The sequence below is a fragment of the Enterococcus sp. 4E1_DIV0656 genome, from assembly GCF_002140695.1.
In the GTDB taxonomy this organism is placed as follows: domain Bacteria; phylum Bacillota; class Bacilli; order Lactobacillales; family Enterococcaceae; genus Enterococcus_D; species Enterococcus_D entomosocium.
Map to the genome: position 1 here is coordinate 526,336 of NZ_NGLF01000002.1, position 20,684 is coordinate 547,019.

The 20,684-nt window shown below is 44.7% G+C and carries 17 protein-coding genes; 5 read left to right on the top strand and 12 right to left on the bottom strand.

The window, feature by feature from the left end:
* Positions 1 to 36 precede the first annotated feature (36 nt).
* The 5 genes from A5882_RS15865 to A5882_RS15885 all read left to right on the top strand — a co-directional run bounded on the left by A5882_RS15865 (position 37) and on the right by A5882_RS15885 (position 4,795).
* Positions 37 to 1,338, top strand: coding sequence for a DUF1576 domain-containing protein (locus tag A5882_RS15865; RefSeq protein WP_005235137.1), 1,302 nt, complete (start codon positions 37 to 39; stop codon positions 1,336 to 1,338).
* Positions 1,335 to 1,685, top strand: a complete 351-nt coding sequence (locus tag A5882_RS15870) for a hypothetical protein (RefSeq protein ID WP_008378669.1) — start codon at positions 1,335 to 1,337, stop codon at positions 1,683 to 1,685. Before A5882_RS15865 ends, A5882_RS15870 begins: the two co-directional genes overlap by 4 nt.
* Before the next feature lie 168 nt (positions 1,686 to 1,853).
* Positions 1,854 to 2,216 (top strand): YxeA family protein, encoded by a 363-nt coding sequence (locus A5882_RS15875; RefSeq protein ID WP_005235132.1) that lies wholly within the window; start codon positions 1,854 to 1,856, stop codon positions 2,214 to 2,216.
* Between the two features lie 7 nt (positions 2,217 to 2,223).
* Positions 2,224 to 2,976, top strand: a complete 753-nt coding sequence (locus tag A5882_RS15880) for an ABC transporter ATP-binding protein (RefSeq protein WP_005235131.1) — start codon at positions 2,224 to 2,226, stop codon at positions 2,974 to 2,976.
* 13 nt (positions 2,977 to 2,989) lie between these two features.
* The gene (locus A5882_RS15885; protein ID WP_086373094.1) at positions 2,990 to 4,795 is read left to right on the top strand and encodes an ABC transporter permease; all 1,806 of its coding nucleotides are present in this window, start codon (positions 2,990 to 2,992) and stop codon (positions 4,793 to 4,795) included.
* Positions 4,796 to 4,892: 97 nt separating this feature from the next.
* Here A5882_RS15885 and A5882_RS15890 read toward each other — a convergent pair whose 3' ends face one another.
* The 12 genes from A5882_RS15890 to A5882_RS15945 all read right to left on the bottom strand — a co-directional run bounded on the left by A5882_RS15890 (position 4,893) and on the right by A5882_RS15945 (position 20,641).
* Positions 4,893 to 5,606: a demethylmenaquinone methyltransferase gene (locus A5882_RS15890; protein WP_086373095.1), complete on the bottom strand. Its 714-nt coding sequence runs from the start codon at positions 5,604 to 5,606 to the stop codon at positions 4,893 to 4,895.
* 252 nt (positions 5,607 to 5,858) lie between these two features.
* On the bottom strand, positions 5,859 to 9,902 hold the full coding sequence (locus A5882_RS15895; RefSeq protein ID WP_086373096.1) for a pectate lyase-like adhesive domain-containing protein: 4,044 nt from the start codon (positions 9,900 to 9,902) through the stop codon (positions 5,859 to 5,861).
* 21 nt (positions 9,903 to 9,923) lie between these two features.
* Positions 9,924 to 10,550 carry a hypothetical protein gene (locus tag A5882_RS15900; RefSeq protein ID WP_086316318.1) on the bottom strand — a complete coding sequence of 209 codons (627 nt, stop codon included), beginning with the start codon at positions 10,548 to 10,550 and terminating at the stop codon, positions 9,924 to 9,926.
* A complete protein-coding gene (locus A5882_RS15905; RefSeq protein WP_016620510.1) occupies positions 10,543 to 11,166 on the bottom strand; it encodes a hypothetical protein in 624 nt (207 codons plus the stop codon). Before A5882_RS15905 ends, A5882_RS15900 begins: the two co-directional genes overlap by 8 nt.
* A 2-nt stretch (positions 11,167 to 11,168) precedes the next feature.
* Positions 11,169 to 12,215 carry a type IV pilus biogenesis protein PilM gene (gene pilM, locus A5882_RS15910; protein WP_086316320.1) on the bottom strand — a complete coding sequence of 349 codons (1,047 nt, stop codon included), beginning with the start codon at positions 12,213 to 12,215 and terminating at the stop codon, positions 11,169 to 11,171.
* 108 nt (positions 12,216 to 12,323) lie between these two features.
* Complete coding sequence (locus A5882_RS15915; RefSeq protein ID WP_086373097.1) at positions 12,324 to 13,076, bottom strand: A24 family peptidase; 753 nt, start codon at positions 13,074 to 13,076, stop codon at positions 12,324 to 12,326.
* 67 nt (positions 13,077 to 13,143) lie between these two features.
* The gene (locus A5882_RS15920; RefSeq protein WP_016613456.1) at positions 13,144 to 13,635 is read right to left on the bottom strand and encodes a Tfp pilus assembly protein FimT/FimU; all 492 of its coding nucleotides are present in this window, start codon (positions 13,633 to 13,635) and stop codon (positions 13,144 to 13,146) included.
* 78 nt (positions 13,636 to 13,713) lie between these two features.
* Positions 13,714 to 14,925 (bottom strand): type II secretion system F family protein, encoded by a 1,212-nt coding sequence (locus A5882_RS15925; RefSeq protein ID WP_016613457.1) that lies wholly within the window; start codon positions 14,923 to 14,925, stop codon positions 13,714 to 13,716.
* Positions 14,926 to 14,928: 3 nt separating this feature from the next.
* Positions 14,929 to 16,239 (bottom strand): type IV pilus twitching motility protein PilT, encoded by a 1,311-nt coding sequence (locus A5882_RS15930; protein WP_086373098.1) that lies wholly within the window; start codon positions 16,237 to 16,239, stop codon positions 14,929 to 14,931.
* Between the two features lie 91 nt (positions 16,240 to 16,330).
* Positions 16,331 to 17,905 (bottom strand): GspE/PulE family protein, encoded by a 1,575-nt coding sequence (locus tag A5882_RS15935; protein ID WP_254908528.1) that lies wholly within the window; start codon positions 17,903 to 17,905, stop codon positions 16,331 to 16,333.
* Positions 17,906 to 17,919: 14 nt separating this feature from the next.
* Complete coding sequence (locus A5882_RS15940; protein ID WP_086373100.1) at positions 17,920 to 19,968, bottom strand: phage head-tail adapter protein; 2,049 nt, start codon at positions 19,966 to 19,968, stop codon at positions 17,920 to 17,922.
* On the bottom strand, positions 19,955 to 20,641 hold the full coding sequence (locus A5882_RS15945) for a type II secretion system protein J (RefSeq protein WP_086373101.1): 687 nt from the start codon (positions 20,639 to 20,641) through the stop codon (positions 19,955 to 19,957). The genes A5882_RS15940 and A5882_RS15945 overlap by 14 nt, the downstream gene beginning before the upstream one ends.
* Between the last annotated feature and the right edge of the window lie 43 nt (positions 20,642 to 20,684).

Here is a 20,684-nt window from a genome sequence, read left to right on the forward strand (position 1 = left end):
GTGATACTATGAAAAAAAGGAGCGTTCAGTGAAACTATGTCAGACAAACGAATTTTCTTACAAACGAAATCGAAACCTTTTGCACCGATCTCACAGCTCTTAACTCAGCGGTTGCTTCTGGCTTACAGCTGTGTGTTGATTCTACTCGGCTTGTTCACCTCGCCGCCTCAGGCATTGTGGCAAGGATCGTTGGCTATTTTGAATGCCCCTAGCAATTTGATTTCTGATTATTTTGCAATCGGCAATCTCGGAAGCGCCTTTTTGAATAGCGGCTTATTGACTTTGATTAGTATCCTGCTTGCTAAAAAGCAAGGAACCATTATTAGTGGTCCGATGATCGCCGCTTTCTTTACCATATCCGGCTTTTCTTTTTTTGGAAAAAACATCTTTAACTCAATCCCCATTCCCTTGGGTGTCTATCTATACTCTTACATACAGCAACGGCCCTCAACCCAGTACTCACTTGTCGCTTTATTTGGTAGTGCTGCCTCACCCGTCATTAGTTACTTAGCATTTGGCTTAGGCTTACCTTTGCCCCTAGGAATCGCGTTAGGTTATGGAATCGGCATTTTGATTGGCTTAACACTCCCCCCACTGGCAGCACAATTTTTACAATTCCATCAAGGATTTTCTTTGTACAATATTGGCTTTGCCACCGGTATTATCACTATGTTTTTCACTAGCTTTTTACGATTATTCGACATGGAAGTCTATTCGAACAAGCAATTGACGACTGACTATCACTATTATCTGACGGCTTTCTTGCTCATCCTTTGTTTTTTCTTGTTTTTTATTGGTTATTTTTTAAATAAACGATCAATAAAAGGTTTAACGGATCTTTTTAAAACTTCTGGGAAACTGATGACCGATTATGTCACAATTTTTTCACTAGGAATCACCATGATGAACATGGCAATGATGGGGCTCTTGATGTTAGTCTTTATTTTCCTGCTGCAAGGCGAGCTTTCAGGTCCACTTTTAGGGGCTGTATTGACCGTGATTGGTTTCAGTGCCTTTGGAAACCATTGGAAAAATAGTTTGCCCGTGATGATTGGGGTGGTCTTAGCCACCAAAGTCGGTTTGACTTCTGATGTATCCACCTTCAGCTTATTACTCACAGCGATCTTTGGAACAAGTTTAGCTCCGATCAGTGGGTATTATGGTCCTGTAGCTGGTATCTTAGCAGGCATCGTCCATGCAGCACTGGTCACAAATATCACTTATTTACATGGAGGATTGAACTTATACAATAACGGTTTTTCCAGTGGATTTGTCGCGGCGGCAATGGTACCATTGTTAGATGAATACCAACAAATCAGAAGGCGGCGAAAAAAATGATTGAAAAAGAACGGGCACGACGAATCGTCGATGAAGTAGTCACCTACTTTTTGTCCCATGACTGTCAAAAGATAACGAGCGAGATGGCCTTTGAAGCAGAAGGTTTCAAAGCAGTCGTGCAGGGCCCTTTCCCTGAACAGCCCTCTGATCTAGAACATTTTATCAACATGCTCAATACACCAAGAGACAGTACCTTGGAAAACTATTACGTTGAACTGTTGGGCGGTCATCAAACGATCCATGAAGAAAAAGATTACTATTTATTGGGATTAATGATCGATGAAGCCGCCATTATGTATGATGAGGGACAACTAGTCGTTGAACTGTTTCGCAAAAAATATGACTGAAGAGTAACAAGCAAACGACGTTTCTGATTTGTGGATCACACAATTCAGAAACGTTTTTTTGTTCGTTCCTCGTGACAAAATTGAAAGTTTATTGATAGATTTTTCACACTACTTTTCAGAAAACTAGCGTTATACTTTCATCATAATAAAAAACGAGGTGACCTATTTATGAAAAAATTTTTGATTGGACTAGCAGTTGTCGTGCTTGTGGGATTTGGTGCATTGCAAATTGCTGAATCAGTCATCATGGGGGGCGACAGCTATTATGTCCAAATCACGACAGATGGCGAAAAGACGACTTCTAAAGATGACAGTGGCAATGTCTATACTCAATACCACTATGAACTACCGGCTTATGACGAAAATGGCAAAAGCAAAACCCTTGATTTCAATGGTTTCCAAGAGCGGCCTTTGCGTAAAGAAGCCTATTTGAAACTTACTTGGAATGAGAAAAAAGGCGTGACCAGCTATGAAGAGGTCAAAGAAAAAGACATTCCCGCAAAAGCACTAACTCAATTAAAAGGAGCGTAACTTAATCATGGAAAAAATTATTCAAGCAAGTGAACTTACTAAAGTTTACGGAAAAGCCAACGAAAAACAAACCGAAGCCTTGAAAGGCATCAGCTTTGATATTGAAAAAGGTGAATTTATCGGAATCATGGGAGCTTCAGGCTCCGGTAAGTCTACCTTGTTGAACATTCTTTCAACCTTGGATCATCCAACCAAAGGTACGATCCGCATCAACAACAGCGACATCACCAAACTAAAAGGCGATGCCTTGGCAGATTTTCGCAGCCGTGAAATTGGCTTCATCTTCCAAGATTTCAATCTCCTAGAAAACTTAACAGCTTCTGAAAACATTGCGGTGCCCCTTTCTTTACAAGGGGTCAAACCAAAGATCATCCAACAACGGATCAAACGAGTCGCAGAACGTTTGTCTATCACGCATATCCTCGACAACTATCCGGCAGCAATCTCAGGTGGACAAAAACAACGGGTGGCAGCCGCTCGAGCCTTGATCACGGAACCAACGATTCTTTTTGCAGATGAACCGACAGGTGCCTTGGATTCAAAAAGTGCCAAAGACTTATTAAATATGATGGACGACTTGAATACCAATGACCAAGTATCGATTTTATTGGTCACTCATGATCCCCTTTCTGCCAGCTATTGCCAACGTATTTTATTTATCAAGGACGGGAAGATCCATCAAGAAGTGAAACGTGAGGATCAAAGCCGGGAAGAATTTTACCGCAAGATCCTTGTCATTCTAGGAAACTTGGAACAATAAGGAGGAAGAACACATGCTTTGGAAATTATCACTTACCGGAATCATAGGCCGGTTGAAGGATTATATCGTCCTCTTTTCTGGTTTAGTCATGGCCTCAGCCATCTTCTATATGTTCGAATCAATGGCCAGCAATGAAGCCTTTTTAAAAAGCAACTCGATCATCAGTATGGTGGTCTTTATCTTTCGCTTTGGTTCTGTCTTATTGGGGATCATCACCTTTGCCTACATTTTATACGCCAATTCTTTCTTAATGGCGATGCGGCAAAAAGACTATGCCATGTTTATGATGCTAGGAGCCAAAGGACGTAAGATCGCCCAAATGATTTTCATTGAAACATTCTTGGTCGGGATCGCCGCCACTGCTGTTGGTTCTTTACTAGGTATTGGATTAGCCAGTGGTGTCAATACCTTACTAGTGAACCAATTAAATTTACAGATCAGCCATTATGCGGCCTTTAATCTACAAGCATTAGTCGTGACACTTGCATTCTTCTCGATTCTCTTTTTGATCGCTGCTATCTTTAATGCACGGGCAATTGCCAAGAAATCAATTTTAGCCTTGTTACGAGAAACCAGCACTCCGGCGCAAGTCAAGCAACGTCCTTTCATGCTCTTTTTGCAAACTGTCTTAGGGATTTGTTCTTTAGCAGTCGGTTATTATATGATGAGCGACTTGATGAAATTCCAATTAGTGGGGATCGGTGTTGCCCTAGTTACTATTATTTTAGGGACCTACCTTGTCTTTCGTTCCGTGATCATCACGATTTTATCTTTGCTGAAGAGGACCGATGCCATTGCTTTGAAAAGGTTAAACAATTTCACCTTGTCTCAGCTAAGCTTTCGGATTCGTGATTATACGCAGATGCTATCGATGGTAGCCATGCTCTTTGCTCTTGCATTAGGTGCCTTGACTGTTGGTCTGGGCTTCAAAAACGAGATCCCAATTATGGCAAAATCCGTTGCCCCTTATGACTTGTATTTGAATAATGCCCAAAATGCTTCTGACGAAAAAGTTGCAGCCTTAAAGCCGACTCTTGATGTCACTTATAGTCTGAAGGAAACAGACGACACCCTTTATTACAATAAAGATCAATTCAACAAGAACAACTTGCTCAGCACCAGTACGAATCAGTTGAGTATCGACGTTACCTACAACAAGCTGTCGGGAGACCAATTAGCCAAAGATATCACCGCGCAGGACCAATTGCGTAGCTACCTCTTGCCAGAACAACGAGGCAAAGAGATCCAAGTTGTCGATCAAACCGCTTTTGACACAATCAATGCCCCTGAATCCAGCTTGCGAATGGTGCAAGTCAAAGACTTTCAAACAAGTTACGATGCATTACATGAATTGGCGCAAACAAACCAAGAAACCAATACTACTGAAACTGCCGATACGAATTTTTCGCAACGGGTCTTCGTCTATGACACGTATAATGGTCTCTTCTCCGGTTTTGAATTTATGGGCTTTTTCTTGGGGATCGCCTTCTTGACGATGTTAGCAAGCTGCTTGATGTTTAAAATTCTTTCTGGGGCCAACAGCGACATTCAACGCTATACGATGTTGAAAAAAATCGGAACCCGGACTAGCTTATTGAAAGGATCGATCCGCAAAGAGATTGGTGTGCTCTTCCTAGTTCCTGGTATCTTAGGGATGATCCATGTCTTGTTCGGATTACAAATGTTCACAACATTGATGATCGATCCGTACCACGATCTATGGCTGCCCTTTGGCATCTTTATTGCTCTCTATGCCATTTATTACGTGGTGACCATCTGGTTATACACCAACATCGTTTTACGACCAAACAAAAAATAACTCGTACAGACTTTCTGAATTGCTCAACGCAAAGAGACCATCAATCCGCTTGATGGTCTCTTTCATTTCGTCGCTCTTCTATCGAAAAAAAACGCCGTTAGCTTTGAGGTTTAACGCCCATATGCATCGCCGCCGCACCTCCTGCATAGCTTTTGACTTGCAACACATCAAAGCCAGCTGCCTGAAACTCCCGTTTCAATGCCTCCTTGTCAGGAAAATCCCGCGCAGACTCCTGGAGCCAGGAATATTCTTGATAGCTTTTGGCGAACAATTTGCCAAATAACGGCATGACATGGTGAAAATAAAAAGTAAACAGTTGCCGCCAGCCGATCAGTGTGGGCTGTGATGTTTCGAGACAAACGATTTTCCCGTCTGGGCGCAGCACCCGATGGATTTCCGCCAAGACATGTTGGCGATCCGCGACATTTCTCAACCCGAACCCGATCGTCACATAATCAAAGTGCGCGTCTGGAAAACTTAATGCCATCGCATTGCCGGTCTGCCACTGGATCTGCGTTTGTTGCTTTTTCTGTGCCTTTGCTTTGGCAACCGTTAACATTTCTTCGCTAAAATCAACGCCGGTCACTTGCCCCGTCGGACCGACCGCTTCATTTAAAGCAAACGCCCAATCCCCGGTCCCGCAGCATAAATCTAATATCTCCGCACCCATTGGTACTGCCATCCGTTTCATGGTGTCCTTGCGCCACCGTTTGTGGAGCTGAAAGGAGATAATACCGTTCATTCGATCATAACGGGAAGCGATCGATTCAAATACATCATGTACTTTGGTTTCTTTGGCTGTTGTTGCCATTGCGGCACGTCCTTTCTTTGTTCCCTTCGTTTTGCTGTTGCTTCACGTGCTTCTGCTTTTTAGTCTAGCACGAAAAAACCTGCGGAACAAAAACCCTGCTTTCGGCTTTTCCTCCAGTCATTTCCCCACAAAAAAACAGTCTTTCCTACATAGCTCCCCGCTTGTTGACCAAGGCAATTCGGTCAGCAACAAGCGGATCCAGCAGTGAAAGACTGTTCTTCTTCTGTTTGTTTTAAAAAAGGTTGTTCACGTTTAATCGATGAAGTCCCAGATATTGTTCCAATAAGAAACACGGTCTGCGCCATTTTCATCTTTGTAGCGCACAGAAATCAAATTACGGATGTCATGAACAGGAATATCAAGGGTGACAGAATCCGTTACGGGTCTTTGCTGCACGTTGTATGTTCGATAAAAGGTGCCATCCATATAGACGTCAAAGGTACTAAGATTGGAATAAAAAATCTGCAGCTGATTGTTATGAACAGCAAGGTTGATCAACTCACCAGTGACAGCGCGTGTACCGGTCTGAAGCGTGAGACTGTCTTCCCCTATCAAAATGTTTTCCGTCTCTGGTTGATTCCCCGAAACTCTACCGTTGATCGTTACCGGGGTCAGAACATTACCAGCAGCTGCCTGTTCATCCACCCGAGCAGTCAAGTTCCATTCTATGCGATCTCCAGGTGCGATTGGGCGTTCTAAGTGGATCGTGATACGATCGCCAGAAAGAGTTGCCGAGGCGATATTGTCTTGATACACGAGCGCATCGACATTTAAGAACGTCAATAAATTCGGCGAGATATCTAGCGTCACGACAGCATTTTCAATATCGTCTTTCCCAGAATTTCGCGCATCGTTGCTTTCTACGATCGTCCGCAAGATCAATTGATTGCCGACGGTGATAATCGGATTGCCTTCTTCATCACGATCAAAGCTTTGCGGTACTCGCAACGTAATCGATGGGTCAGAAGGTCGAATACTGGTGACTTCAAAGGAGAGCGCTGGTGGGAAACGATCATCGCCAATGGCATCACGATACCCTAAATAGTCCTCGTAATCGCTGGCGGACGGATTCGTGCTCCCCAACTGACCATTGGGTTCCGTCGTGGTCGTATCTGGTAAGGTTCCTACGAAATCGTCGTAACGATCATTTGCGAAATCTTTTGCGTAAAATTCGATATACACATCCTCTTCAGGATCAAGGCGACGAGGTAATTGATACTGCCATGGCACGGAGTTGCCTTGTTCGGCATCAAGCGTAATGACATATGGGTCACCTGAAGCATCACGGATCAATCCTTGCGCGGTACTCGCATAAATGGCGACTCGCTCTTTTGGCTGGTCGTCTTGCGGAGAATGAAAATCCATGATCCCCGAAACTGTTGTCGTCCGTTCATTAAAGACCTGATCCTCTGCCACTTGCAGACCAGTCGGTGGTCGTACATCCACGACGACCGCATCAGGCAAAGCGGCAATACTCTCTTCTGTTGCATGAATGAAAATCGAATCATCAACATCCTCCATCGTTGGGTCTAATCCTCGGTGGGCACGCAGCACTTCAAAACGTTGACCTGTCTTGAAAAAGTCGTCCCGCGTCCATGCGATCACACCATTATGCACCTCACCAAAAACATCGACAGTTGATTTGGAGGAAAGCCATTGCGTTTCAAGCTGGTTGCCCGCTTCGTCCTTCAAAGCAACTTCCACCCAGACCTCATCATCCCAAGCATCGCGAATCGCCCCCGTGTATTCATACGGAACGACCGCTTTGGCATAAAAGGTTTTGTCGGCATTGGTCGGGGTCACTAAGTGCTGGATCATTGGCGGATAATTATTGGCAGAAAATCGCGTGTAGGCATTCCCGCCCCTAAAAGTCGTACTGTTGAATTCATTTGAAAAAGGCTCTCCCGGCTGCGGACTAACGATTTGTGCAAAATTGACATTGCCTAGTTGATAGCTCAGTGGATTCCAGAAATTGTCCGGATCACCATCTAGATTCACGTCGTTGCGCTTTTCCCAAACCGCTAGTCCAACACGATTAGACATAAAGGTACTGTTACGGTTCGAATTAGAAAAAGCTTGTCCGCCATTCGGACGATTATTTCGGAAGTCATAAAACAGTGGTTCATCAATCACAAAATTGCTTCTGGCAACCGAACTGATTATTCCATTATTTGCACCTAGGGTCCGACCTTCCATTCGAAAAGTCGCGTCTTTTCCAGCTAAGAACTCGGCTTCTCCGCCTTGCATCCAAACAGCAGGTCCACGATGTGCATAGATATGGATTCGACTGTTTTCACCTTGTGCATGAAAAACCGAAGTTCCACTGCCATCAAGAGGAAATTGAATGCCTTGTCGACCAGCCGTATCTGAGCCATTACTGGCAGTAATGGTGGAATCAGCAGATGGGTCAAATTCTCGTTCTTCATCATTGTACTGATCAAATACGGCAAAACCTGTTTCATCAATATAGATGCCATCATCTGCCGCAGTTCTGGTGCCTGCATGGTTAAAGATATTCAACTGACCGGCTGACTCCACATAGAACTCGTTGTTCCGCCCGTACATCCGCACTGCAGCCGCATTTCCGTGGTATTTGACGATATTCATTTTCCCTTGGTCGGCAAGCACAAAGGTCTGTTCCCCGACTAAGCGAAACCGCATAACTGAACCATACTCATGATGTTGCCCATCACCAAACATATTAAACTGCGACCCTTCCCCAGTTACCGTCACATTGCCGCCGAGTTTGGTGGTCGATCCCGCTTTTGAAATTTGATTGACAAAAGCAGTGGTTCCTCTCGGTACACCACTCGTGGGAGCAGGCGCTCTAGAATAGGAGTTTACGACCGCACCACCAGAAATAATCGTACGAGAAAACTTATTTTGCGTTTCATCCCGTTGTCCAATCAAGGAAATGATTGCGCCGTTCGCTCCCGCTAAATTCATTTGTGATGAGGCATTTAAGACCGTGCCTTCTCCATCGACTTCAAAAATCACCTCGTTAGTACGTCCTTCGAGATTTGCCCAAATTGCTTGCCACTGGACACTATAGAGATCTACTTTGGAACCCTTATTGACCCGAAACGAGGTTGAGATATTATTGTTGTCTGGTCGGAGCCGAAAAATCGGCTGCGTATTTGAGATCTTGACATCCGCCTCATCTGTGATCAAGACACTTTTGACATTAAAGCTGCCAGTATCTGAACTGTTGCCCGCGGCTGGGTTCCTGTGAGCCACCCAATGGAATGTTCCGCGAATCTCGAGATTTCCTTGTTGCAAATAAAGGAAATTATTGCCTGTACTTCCCTCTAGCACACCACTTTTTGCCTCGATATTTTCTATTTTGACCGTCCAAAAAGCTGAGGCTGCCAACGATTGTTGATAGATCAACGCGTTTAATCCTAGATTGTTTCCCTGAAAATCGATCGTCATATTTTTCAACTCAAAGACAGCTGGCTGATGATCATGGGTAGTCGTCAGTTCAAAGAAACGTCCAGTAGGATTCGTGCTATAGTTTGGTGTCCCGTTCGTGTTGAAACGCTTCGGTGTGGTTAAGGTAAAGCCATTCCCATCGATGGACACCGACCGATCCAACGCTGTTAAACGATTGTTGGCCTCATCCGTATAATCAGCGGTAATGTCAGCGAGAAACACGATTTCAGAGATCGATGAATCACTAAAAGCAGCCCGCAGCGCTTGATAGTCCGAAACTTCGGCACGCTCTCCTTGCGTCGCCCGTTCTGAAAGCAGTTCGACTGCCGCTGACTCATTGGTTTCCTGCTGCTGAATGTCAAGCAAGGCTACTTCTTCTACAGCCTTGTCAGCTTCCAATCGCAAGGCTTGTCGTTCCTCGAGAGAAGGCGGAGCGATTTTTTGCAGCGTCCGATTTCCCCGCTTAAGGACAAATTCGATGGCTTCTTCTTCTCCTAAAGAAACTGGTAATGCCAAGGACAACGTTTCTTCCGTAGGCGCCACTTCGATCGCCACACCATAAACACCCTCTTGTTCAGCAGGATGCAAGGTCGCTTCCTCAAGCTCAAGCATTTCAAACATTTCTAATGACACCAGCGCTTCATGATTTGCCATCAAGAAAAGCGTCTCGCCAGCGGCTTGTTCCGATTCGATCGTCAATACATATTGTCCTGTTTCTGGGTCAAAGTGACCGGACACTTCATAAGAATTGCCACCATGGATAGCAAAGACCGCATACAAGACAGAAATAACGATAAAGACCCCTAATGCAGCGGCAGCCAGTTTGATTTTCGAGACAGTCGCTAGAACAGTAAATGATTTCATCTAGGCACCCCTTTCCTTTGATTACTCCAACAGTTCTTGTCCCGTTTCAAAGCTTGATAGATAATACAGCTTGATAACGACACTTGCCGAAAACGCATCTGCTCCTGACGTATTGCTTCCTTGCCGATATTCGACTGATTCAACTTTTAAAAAGCGATTCAGGTTTTCCATCCGATCAATAAAACGCACGATTCCTTCATTCGTCTCACTCAGGAGGTCAAAGCCGATCCTTGTGACCCGAAATTGCGTAGCCAAAGGATTGTCACCAGTCTGATCTGCCATTTGTTCTGGTGTAGGGTAAAGCATCTCCTCATTAAAGGTCGATTGCAAAATCGTGATCGGCAATTCCGTTTCAAGGGCAGCGAGATCGGTAAAATAAGACTCGATCGCCATGCCATTGGGAATGATCGGCACCTCATTGACCGTCTCTGAGGAAAGAAGGTCTGGTTCCCCTTGTAGGTAAACCAGCTGTTCCTGAATGTCGCGGATCTCTGCTTCGATCCCAGCTAATTCCTGAGCCAATTCGATCCCTTCGGCACGTTTGGGATTCAGTAAAAATAGCCAGAAAATAAGTACGGAGGTAGCGAGAACTAGCGCAATTACCGCGGAGATGATGATGTGTTTTTTGGAGAAAAAGACTTTAGTCATCCGCTTCCACCTCGCTTTCCTCTTCGCTCTCTTCACTGATCACTTGTGGTGCAGCGATTCGTGAGAGGTAGACAGTGATGCGCCCATCTTGCGGCGTTGAACTATGAGAAAAAGATTGATAAGTCACATGATGTACCCAATCGATTGCTTCAAAAGCCGATTTAAGGCGAATCAGACTTTCATAAACATCCCCTTGGACTGCCATGCTCACCAAAGGAAACAATGGTGTACCGTCTTGGGCTGTTTCGGACATTGTCCCCTCGCCATTTAGCAGCAAATTATACGAATTGATGGTCACATCGATTCCTGATGCCACTTCCTCAAAGGTTTCCATAATAGGCGCTGTGAAATATTTCTCTTGCTTTTGCAAGGCAATGAATTCTTGCAGGTCTTGAGATTTTGACGCTAGCATCTCTTCTAACTGGCGCTGGAAAACGATGCGCTCTGCTTGACTAGACATGATATTGCTTTGATTATTGGTCACCAGCCTTTGATAATACCAAAAGCCTAACCCACAAACCCCAACGACTACTAACGAAAGGAGAAGCGAAACCGAAAGAATGACTTCAAACGCCCGATTACGGATAAATTTATTAGGCAATAGATTGATGTTCATGGTTACACCTCTTTCGTCGCTAATCCCGCAGCCAAGATATAGCGGTCGGGAATTTTTTTCTTGCTGGTTTCACTTACTTTTGCGGAAATCGTTTTGACCGGCAAAGAAGACAACTCATGAAATATTTCTTGGACTTCTTTCCGCAGCATTGGATGACCGCCGACTAAGTAGATTTTTTTCAATTCACAATCAGGCGAGATTTCCTGATAATAGTAAGCAATCACCGAATTCAAGGTTTCTGCTAACCCTTCCAGTGCTTGGATCTCCGCACTTTCCCTAAAGTTCACTTGCACAGATTGGGCTTTTTCAATATATTTCCAGTTGGCTTGATTATAATCTTCATACTGCACGTAAGTCGGCACCAATTCTTCAAAAAAGGTGATATTAGCGATGCCAGCATCTAACTCGACCAGCACAAAATTTTCACTCCAGTTGATCTGTCGCTGAAACATACGACTATACGCCAGAAAACTGCAATCGACGCCCATCAGCTGATGGCCGCCTTTTTTCAATGTGTCGCCGAGTTGAATCAAAATCGGCTCTGATGTGACCACGACTGGCACATTGCCATTGATGGTAAACCGATTCCGCTGGATGACCACAGCTTGCGGTTCTGCTTTCTCTTCCTTCTTGCTGGCTTTTTTCTTTTGTGCTTTTGGTGCTTTTTCCTTGTTACCTTTACCAAGGATCAGTAGATCAAAAATCGGGTTTTCAAAAGGCAAAGAGATGGACTCCCCCAATTCAAAATACAAGTACTCGCGAATCTCTTTTTCCGAGTTCATCTTACCGATTGGGATCTGTTTGATCAGCAGACGAGAATTTAGTGCCGTGATCACCACACTCATCGTGCGTAATCCCAAGCGTTTGGCAATCTCATTGAAGGCGGCTTCAAGACTATCAGGATTGCGCAGCTTATCATCTTTAAAAATCGTACCATTCACAACCAGCTCGCCGTATTTGAGACGGTCACCTTTTTTGGTACAGTAACGGATGCAGTTTTTTTGGATGTCGATCCCTACTAAGCGGGGAATTGTTTTTTTGCCAAACATACGAGGACCTGCTTTCTTCTTGTTGGTTTTATATGAAGGAACCAACGTTATTTCTATGTACAACGCTTGCTTAGCAAATCAAGCAAACGCCAAGGTCAGCAACCCAATTCAAAGGAACCAGCCGCTGCCAAGATAAACCATGCCGGTAGCAATGGCGATAAAGGGACCAAAAGCAATGTAGCGGCTTTTGACTTTGCCCCGTAGCATTTGGATCACGTAAAAGATCACTGCCAAGCAAGAAGCGACAAATAAAACCGTCAAGACTTGCACTGGGCCGATATACACGCCTAAGACGGCAAATAATTTGATATCGCCGCCACCCATGCCTTTTTTACTGAGCTCCGCTAATAGATACAATGGCAAGAAGCCAGCAAAGAAGCCGACGAGCCAATACCACCAAAATTCATTTTGCGGTTGGATCAACCGTAAACCGATCCCTCCGGCGAAAAAAGGGGCTAACACTTTATTGGGGATCAGCTGATAGAAGATGTCGCTGGCAGAAATAATGGCTAATAAGGCTAATAAACACCAAGCGGCAATCACTTCAGCAGTGCCCCAAAACAGCAAGGTCGTACCCGTAAATAGCATGCCGATCAACACTTCATAAAGAAAAGCAATCAGCGGGATCTTTTTTTGACACTTACGGCACTTGCCTTTTAAAATAAGGTATGATAAAACTGGAATGAGGTCCCTTGCACCTAATGTCTGTTGGCAGTCATCACAGTGCGAGCGAGTCAGCAGGGATTCCTTTTTGGGAACCCGCCAACCAACCACTAGGAAAAAAGAACTTAGACACATTCCTATGATGAAAAGATAACCAATGATTAGGCCCATTGGGATCTGTTGCAAAATTTCGTTCATAAAAAACTCCTTTTTTCCTGGGGGTGGTAGTGCTTAAGTAATTTGGTTCATGTTTATGTTAAATGTTTTATGGTGTTCCGGAACCGAATAACTGAGCACGTGTTAAACTGCTTACTGCATCTTGATCCATACCTGTTATAGCAACAGATGGTTTTGTTCCCGCAGATAGGGCAGCAGCTGGGAGATCCATTGTTAATGTCCCTTCTGATGTAATAGTGAATTGCACAGTTGATAATGAAGCGAAGCCCCCTCCATTATAAAGACCAGCAGTATTTACATCAGCAAGTGTGAAGGTATTATTATTTCCTCCACTAGCAAGACCTTCAGATGTTGACTGGTGCAATACCGCTGCCGAATAAGCAGTCTGAACATCTGAAATCGCTGCATCTTCACGGGCGTTCTGAATAATATTTCCGATTGCAATCACACCAATCCCTGATAGAATCGCAATGATCACAACAACAGCAAGTAACTCAACCAGCGACAAACCTGTCTCATCTTTCATTAATTTGTTAAAACGATTTTCTGTTTTTTCTTCTACTAAAATTGCACTAAGCATACTTTATTTACTCCTCCTACTTTTCCTAAAAATATATATCAAACAGAATGTCTAGGAACTCTGTTAATATCCAAATTGTTATCCTTGAATAGCACCAAAAAGATCAAACATCGGTACCATGATCGCAGCGACGATCAATCCAACAATGACACAAATAACTAATATCACTGTCGGTTCAAGAACTGTTTTGATTCGTTTACTGGACTCGTCCACTTCTTTTTGAAAGATAATACTTAGTCTTTTCAGCATATCTTCAAGGGAACCAGTACTTTCCCCGATTTCTACCATCTGAGTGACTAATAAAGGAACGTTAATGTTTCCACGAAAAATATCACTCATTTTGCCCCCTTCTTCTATTTGAAAGGCACAATTATCAATGATTCGCTTGATTGATTTATTGGACACGACATCCCGACTCATATTCAACGCTGTGACCATACCAACCGAACTACCCAGTAAAGTCGACAAAGTTGTCATAAACAGTGAATAATTATTTTTAATCGCTAATTCACCGAATAATGGTATTTTTAAAATGAAACGATGAACGGCAAAATCGATTTTTTCATTTCGACGGATGAGCCAAAAGCCGATCATAATGCCTACAATAAAGATTGCTAAAACCCATCCTCTAGTTTGAAGAAAGTCACTGATAGCCATGGTAATCACAGTAATTCTTGGTAAGTCTGTATCAAAACTTTCAAATACTTCGACAAACATCGGGACGATCATAACTAGTAAAATGATACCTACAACAAACGTCATCAAGATCAAAATGATTGGGTAAACCATCGCTGTTACGAGACCACTCCGATTTTCAGCACTTTTCTCATAGTAATCCGCCATATCCGTTAAGTTTTTTTCCAAAGATCCTGACATTTCCGAAACGGCGATAACGCTTGTCAACAAAACTGGAAAAGCATTTGGGTGGGCTTTATAGGCTTCTGAAAGTGGTCGTCCGCCATCAATCTCATCCCGAACTTCGCCAAGAATTTTCTTGAAATTCGGATTTTTTTGCTGTTCTTCCAGCATTCGTGAAGCATCAACAATCGTAATCCCCGAAGCGATCAATGTCGAAAACTGGCGTAAGTATGCAACTAATAATTTTAGAGATACTTTGTTGAACAATTGAATCTCTTTATTCGCCAAGGTTTCTGGCTGTTCGATCAAACTGTTGACTTTGATATGCTTTTGGCGCAGCTTTTGGCGGGCTTCAACGGAGGAATTGGCACGTAAGCTGCCAGAAAACGTTTCGCCTCGGACATTGGTGCCTTGATAGGCAAAGAGTGCCATCGGCTATTCGCCCCCTTCCTCCATCAAGTTATCTGCCACATCGGCATCGACCCGTTCCGCAGCAACGAGTTCTTCTAAAGAAGCGCTCATGGTATGCATGCCTTCGTTTTTTCCCATCTGCAGCATATTATGGATCTGGTGGGTTTTCCCTTGACGGATCAAGCTGGCGATCCCTCGGGTATTGAGCATCATTTCGGTTGCTGCTACCCGTCCGTTGCCATCGATCGTTGGCAGCAAGCGCTGGGACAAGATCCCTAGTAATGCGCCAGCAAGCTGTGTACGAATCTGAGTCTGCTGATCGGCAGGAAAGACATCGACGATCCGTTCAATAGTCGCTGGGGCACTTGACGTATGCAAGGTTCCTAATACCAAGTGTCCCGTTTCCGCTGCCGTCAAAGCAATCGAGATTGTTTCAAAATCCCGCAGCTCCCCTACTAAGATGACGTCTGGATCTTGACGCAGGGCAGCTCGTAAGCCATTGCCAAAGGACAGGGTGTCGCTGCCGACTTCGCGCTGGGCAACGATGCTTTTTTTGTGGTTATGGATGTACTCGATCGGGTCTTCCAACGTCAAAATATGCGTCTTTTTGGTGTCATTCAAATAGTCCAGCATCGCAGCCAGTGTCGTTGATTTCCCTGAGCCGGTCGGCCCTGTAACTAAGAACAAGCCTTGGCTTTTATGGATCAGAGTCCGCAAGACGGTCGGCATACCGAGTTTGCTTAATTTCGGGATCTCGATGGGGATCTGCCGCAAGGCGATCGAAACGGTATCTTTTTGACGGAAAATATTGACCCGAAAGCGGCAGATGTCGCCTAATTCGTAGGCCAAATCGGTTTCGCCTTTTCCCTTGAATTCCTCCCATTGCCGTTGGTTGCAAAGGATTTCGGCAATGGCTTCGATGTCCTTGGTGTCGATGGTCGGCACCCCTTCGATCGGTAGCAAGTCGCCGTGGCGACGAAAAATCGGTGGGACGCCTTCGACTAAATGGATATCCGATGCTTTTTGTTCGACGGCGATCATCAACCAATGATCGATCCGCTCTTTAGGTGACATGGCAGCAAATTGCGCCGCTTCGTTGCGATTGACGCCCTGTGTACTGTTGGCAGTCGTCGTTTTTGTCACTGCTTGCCGTTCTGCTTTTTGAATGATCTCCCGCGTCGAGACAGATCGGTCTTGATCGCTCTGGCGACTGTGGGCACGTTTTTTTTCTCTCAGTTCACGATTTTCCCGAATGCGGGTACGGGTCGGAGCGGTTTTTTCTCTCGTCGCCCTTTTGGTTGCTCGCTCTTGTGTTGCCACTCTCGTTTGATCCATTAAACCAGCCCCTTTCTATGTGCATTTCCTTCTAAAACAATGTATGTAGTTCTCCGGTGATCCCTGGATCACCGATAAATCAATCAGCGCCTCACTCTTCTGCAGCGACCACCTTCAAGACTTCTTCGATGGTGGAAAAGCCTTGTTGCACTTTGTCTAACCCATCATCCAACAAAAAGCGCATCTTTCGTTCCTGAACATAATCCATCAGCTGGTCGTTGGTCGCTTTGTTCGTGATCATACGGCGCAGCTTGGCATCGATCGTCAACAGCTCTTGGACGGCCATTCGCCCTTTGAATCCCGTATTGCCACACTTTGGACAGCCCATGGGTTGTGCCAGTTCCGTAACCGTGATGCCATAGGATTCAAATAACTGCTTGTCCTTGTCGCTGGCTGGTCCTACTGTCTTACAAGAAGAACAAAGGGTTCGGACGAGTCGTTGAGCTAAGATGCCTTCTAACGCATTGGCAACCAGAAACGGTTCCACCCCCATGTCGACTAAGCGATTGATGGTACTGACGGAATCATTGGTATGCAGGGTGGATACTACCAAGTGCCCGGTCATGGAAGCCCGAATCGCAATCTCCGCCGTTTCGCCATCTCGAATCTCTCCCACCATCACGACATTGGGGTCTTGTCGCAAGATCGACCGTAACCCAGCGGAAAAGGTCAAACCGACATTGCTGTTGACTGCCACTTGGTTGATACCTTGCAGCTGAAACTCTACTGGGTCTTCGACGGTGATAATATTGATCTCCGGCGTGTTCAACTCTTGCAGCGCCGCATACAAGGAAGATGATTTCCCTGATCCTGTCGGTCCTGTGACAAGAATGATTCCATGGGGTTTATGCAAAATCGCTTTAAAGGTCGCCAATACCTTCGGTTCAAAGCGAAACTCATCTAGGCGCCGAATGCCACTGGAGCGATCCAACACCCGAATCACGACTTTCTCCCCATGAATGACAGGCAAAACCGAGACCCGCAAATCAACCACGTTGCCCCCGTTACGAATCATTGCCCGACCATCTTGTGGCACACGTGTTTCGGTGATATCCAAGGAGGAAATGATTTTCAGTCGTGAAGTAACACCAGTCTGAATACTCTTAGGCAAGTTTTCATGGGTACGAAGCTCCCCATCGACCCGTAAGCGGACAACTAATCCTTTTTCTTGGGGATCGAAATGGATATCACTGGCGCCCCGATCCACTGCATCTTGCAGCAGGGTATTGACCAATTTGACAATCGGCGAATCATCTAATTTTGAGTCGCCTTCTGGGTCGATGGTTTCAACGAGAGAGTCGCTCAAGCCATCCAAACTGATCTCAGAAGGGTAATCGCGAACGATCAGTTGTTGGATATCGGCATTGTGGGCTTTTTGCGGACGAATCAATAACCCAGTGATCAAACGCATTTCATTGATCGCCGCATAATCCCCAGGGTTTGCCATCGCAACGGTCAAGCGGTTGCCTTTTTTTTCTAATGGAAAGACGCTGTGCTGTTTGGCAAACGAGCGGGGGATCAAGGACAAAACCTCTGAGCTGATCTCTAAGTCAAACAGGTTGCCTGTTTGTGTTTTCTCAGCAGTGGTTGAACTTGTGGTGTTCTCTGACTTTTTGAGAGGCCTTCTAGGTTTTCTACGTGGCGTTCTTTCACTTGATTGCGGCAACTGGCGCCCTCCTTTCAATAATCGAGTTTGTTGATATAGTCAAACATTCGTGTAACGGTTAAATATGCTTCATCATCAGACCACATGTTTCGATCCAAAAAACTTCTGAGGATCGTTACCTCCCCCGATTGCGCCTGACTTTCAAAGTCGCGGACGCGATAATTGACGCCTAATTGTTGCAGTTGATTTTCTAGTTCCACCTGGTCATCCATATAGTAAGGTACGAGAACGACCGTTCCTTCAAGACGACGGTTATGAGCCCCTGTTGCTAAAAAAGTCGGGTCAAATAATGCCAAATCTGGCAGTATTTCCATGACAAAGGTCGACTCTCTATCCACAGCTAAATGAAAGGGTTCAACGCCTGTATGACCCAAGATCAGCTGGGCACCATTTTTTAAGGTGATTTGATTCCAATACGCTGGATCTTCATAATAAGAATCAAAAACCGCGGAACTGCCGGCTTCTGCTAATGCCAGTCTTCGAGCAGTTTTCGGCGCATCGATAAATGAAAGCCCGTGAACCTCCATTATGGTATTGCTGCCATCCAATGTGATTCTTGACGGATCATGGGGCACTGTGAATTGATTTTGATTCTGAAAATACGAGAAATCATCGATCGTTCCACCACTAGGCATCATCGTATTCGTCAGCATAAAATCACCATAAACAGTAATCCTTCGTTCCGTATCTTCGGTACTATGCACGATCGAGCCTTCCGTGACTGGTCCCGCATAAAAATTGCTGCTCGTCAGAACCATCGACGGCTTCATAAACGTCAAACTACCATCTGCCGCAGGGTTCTGTTTCGTGGCTTCTCGATGATAAAAATTAAAATAATTGGTATTTAATTCGCCTAACCCAGTGCCCGCATCCGGTGAATTTACGGAAACATTTAGATGGCCTTCAGCAAAGAGAACCCCTTCTTGCTCAACTCTCGAAGCCGAACTATTGGTGTTGTTGATCCATACGTTTCCAGCAAGGATATCCGTATATGCTTGTGATAGGACCAAGCGACTGCCAGCTCGACTGCCCAAATCGATATACATTCCTAAACCGGCTTGCAAGAAGATGTCTTTGATCACGTTCAACCCGTTACTAGGCTGTCCGCCATCATTCTGGATCGCAAGCAGACTTTTTGCCGAAAATTGCCCGCTTCCCTGTCCTTCCATCTGGACCCCATGATTAAAGAAAAAGGAACCATCGAAATGCAGCCAATTAAGAATCGGCTTTGTTCGAAAATCTAAAAATCTGCCGTCTTGAAAATCTTGCAGGACATTGTTGGCAAACCCGAATTGCAAGAAGTCATCCGATTCAAAAGCGAGATAATCAAACGATGGACGTACACGTTGAAAATCGGCGACTTCAAACAATTTTCGAACCCAAGTATCGGCGGATACAGCTTGCCCTGCTGTAGAGGGTAAGTAATAGGGATAAAAAATGTTTCGCCAAATATCCAGCTGTGTTTGTCTTTGTTCGAGGTCTTCTTCTTCAAGCTGCATTTCATAGATATATTCGGCAGAAGCTGTATGTACTCGCGGTTGCCCTTCAGCCAATTGCGTCTGATCCGTGACTTGCGATTGAATTTGAATAATGATTTGAAGATTGGTTTTATCTGGCAGCATCGAAGCGGATTGGATCCATCCTTGCTCCCCACCAGATTTGGTCATTACATAAGGGGCGATCTCATTATATTCATAGTCAACGACAGAGGAGGTAAAAGAAAATTTATCATCGATGGTCTCATTCACATCGACTTCGTCCAGCACAAATCTCAATTCGTTATCTAGATGGTCTTGCCAGTCATTATTATTAGAATAGAAGCCGCCATTCTGCATGGTTCGAGTGATGAAATCATCTATTCTCAGTTTTAGCTCCTGAGAAGCGAGTTGAAAGGAATATTCGTGTACATCTTCCACTCGACGGAAGCTATCTATCGTTCGAATTTGTGAATTGACATTTCGAGCAACAAGGAAGACCAAGCCAATCATCAAAGAGGAAAGAATGATCGCCGCAAGGGCATAAATCAGCGCAAAACCAGCTTCATTTTGTCTACCATCTTCCATTCCCGGGTACCCCCCCTCTTGCTTTCTCATTGTCACGATAATTGATCGTAAATTCTCGTTTATAGATAATCTGCTTGTGGTAATCAGTGACCAGATCCTCCATCTGCCACCAGCCAGTCAAATCATCATAATAATCCGCAAAGTTGATCGTTTCCGTGTAAAATAAAACGAAAAACTTGGTCTGGATACTGAACGTATCGCGATAATTTGGCGTATAGTGATGGGTCAACGTCGCTTCATTCTCATTTTTTTGTTGAATGATCTTTAACTTAATCGTAGGATCTTTCGTATCATAGACTCTGGCACGAATATTGTTGGTATCTGTGATATCCGTCACAACCATTCGAGGACTGCCCTCTTCCGTAATCGTTGCCCCTAAGGTTCCTTCGGGCATTGTTGTGACAATATGTTCCTCGTGGAAAAGAAGACTATCATATTTTCCTAAATACCCCGCATGTTCATAGATACCATCAATTTTGGCGATTTGGTCTGCTTGCGCCAAGATTTCATTCGCTATCCCTTGAAAGGCAGCAATTCGACCTTGACGAACAGAGGCTTGGACGATCAAAAAGAGTGTCCCAGAAAAGAGTGCAATGATGATGCCGAATATGACCATCGCCCCTAACAATTCGACAAGCGTGATTCCTTGCTCATCCTGTAATCGATGCTTCATCTGCGCCCCTCCTTTGTAACTTCCGCAAGAACAGCCAGCCCTT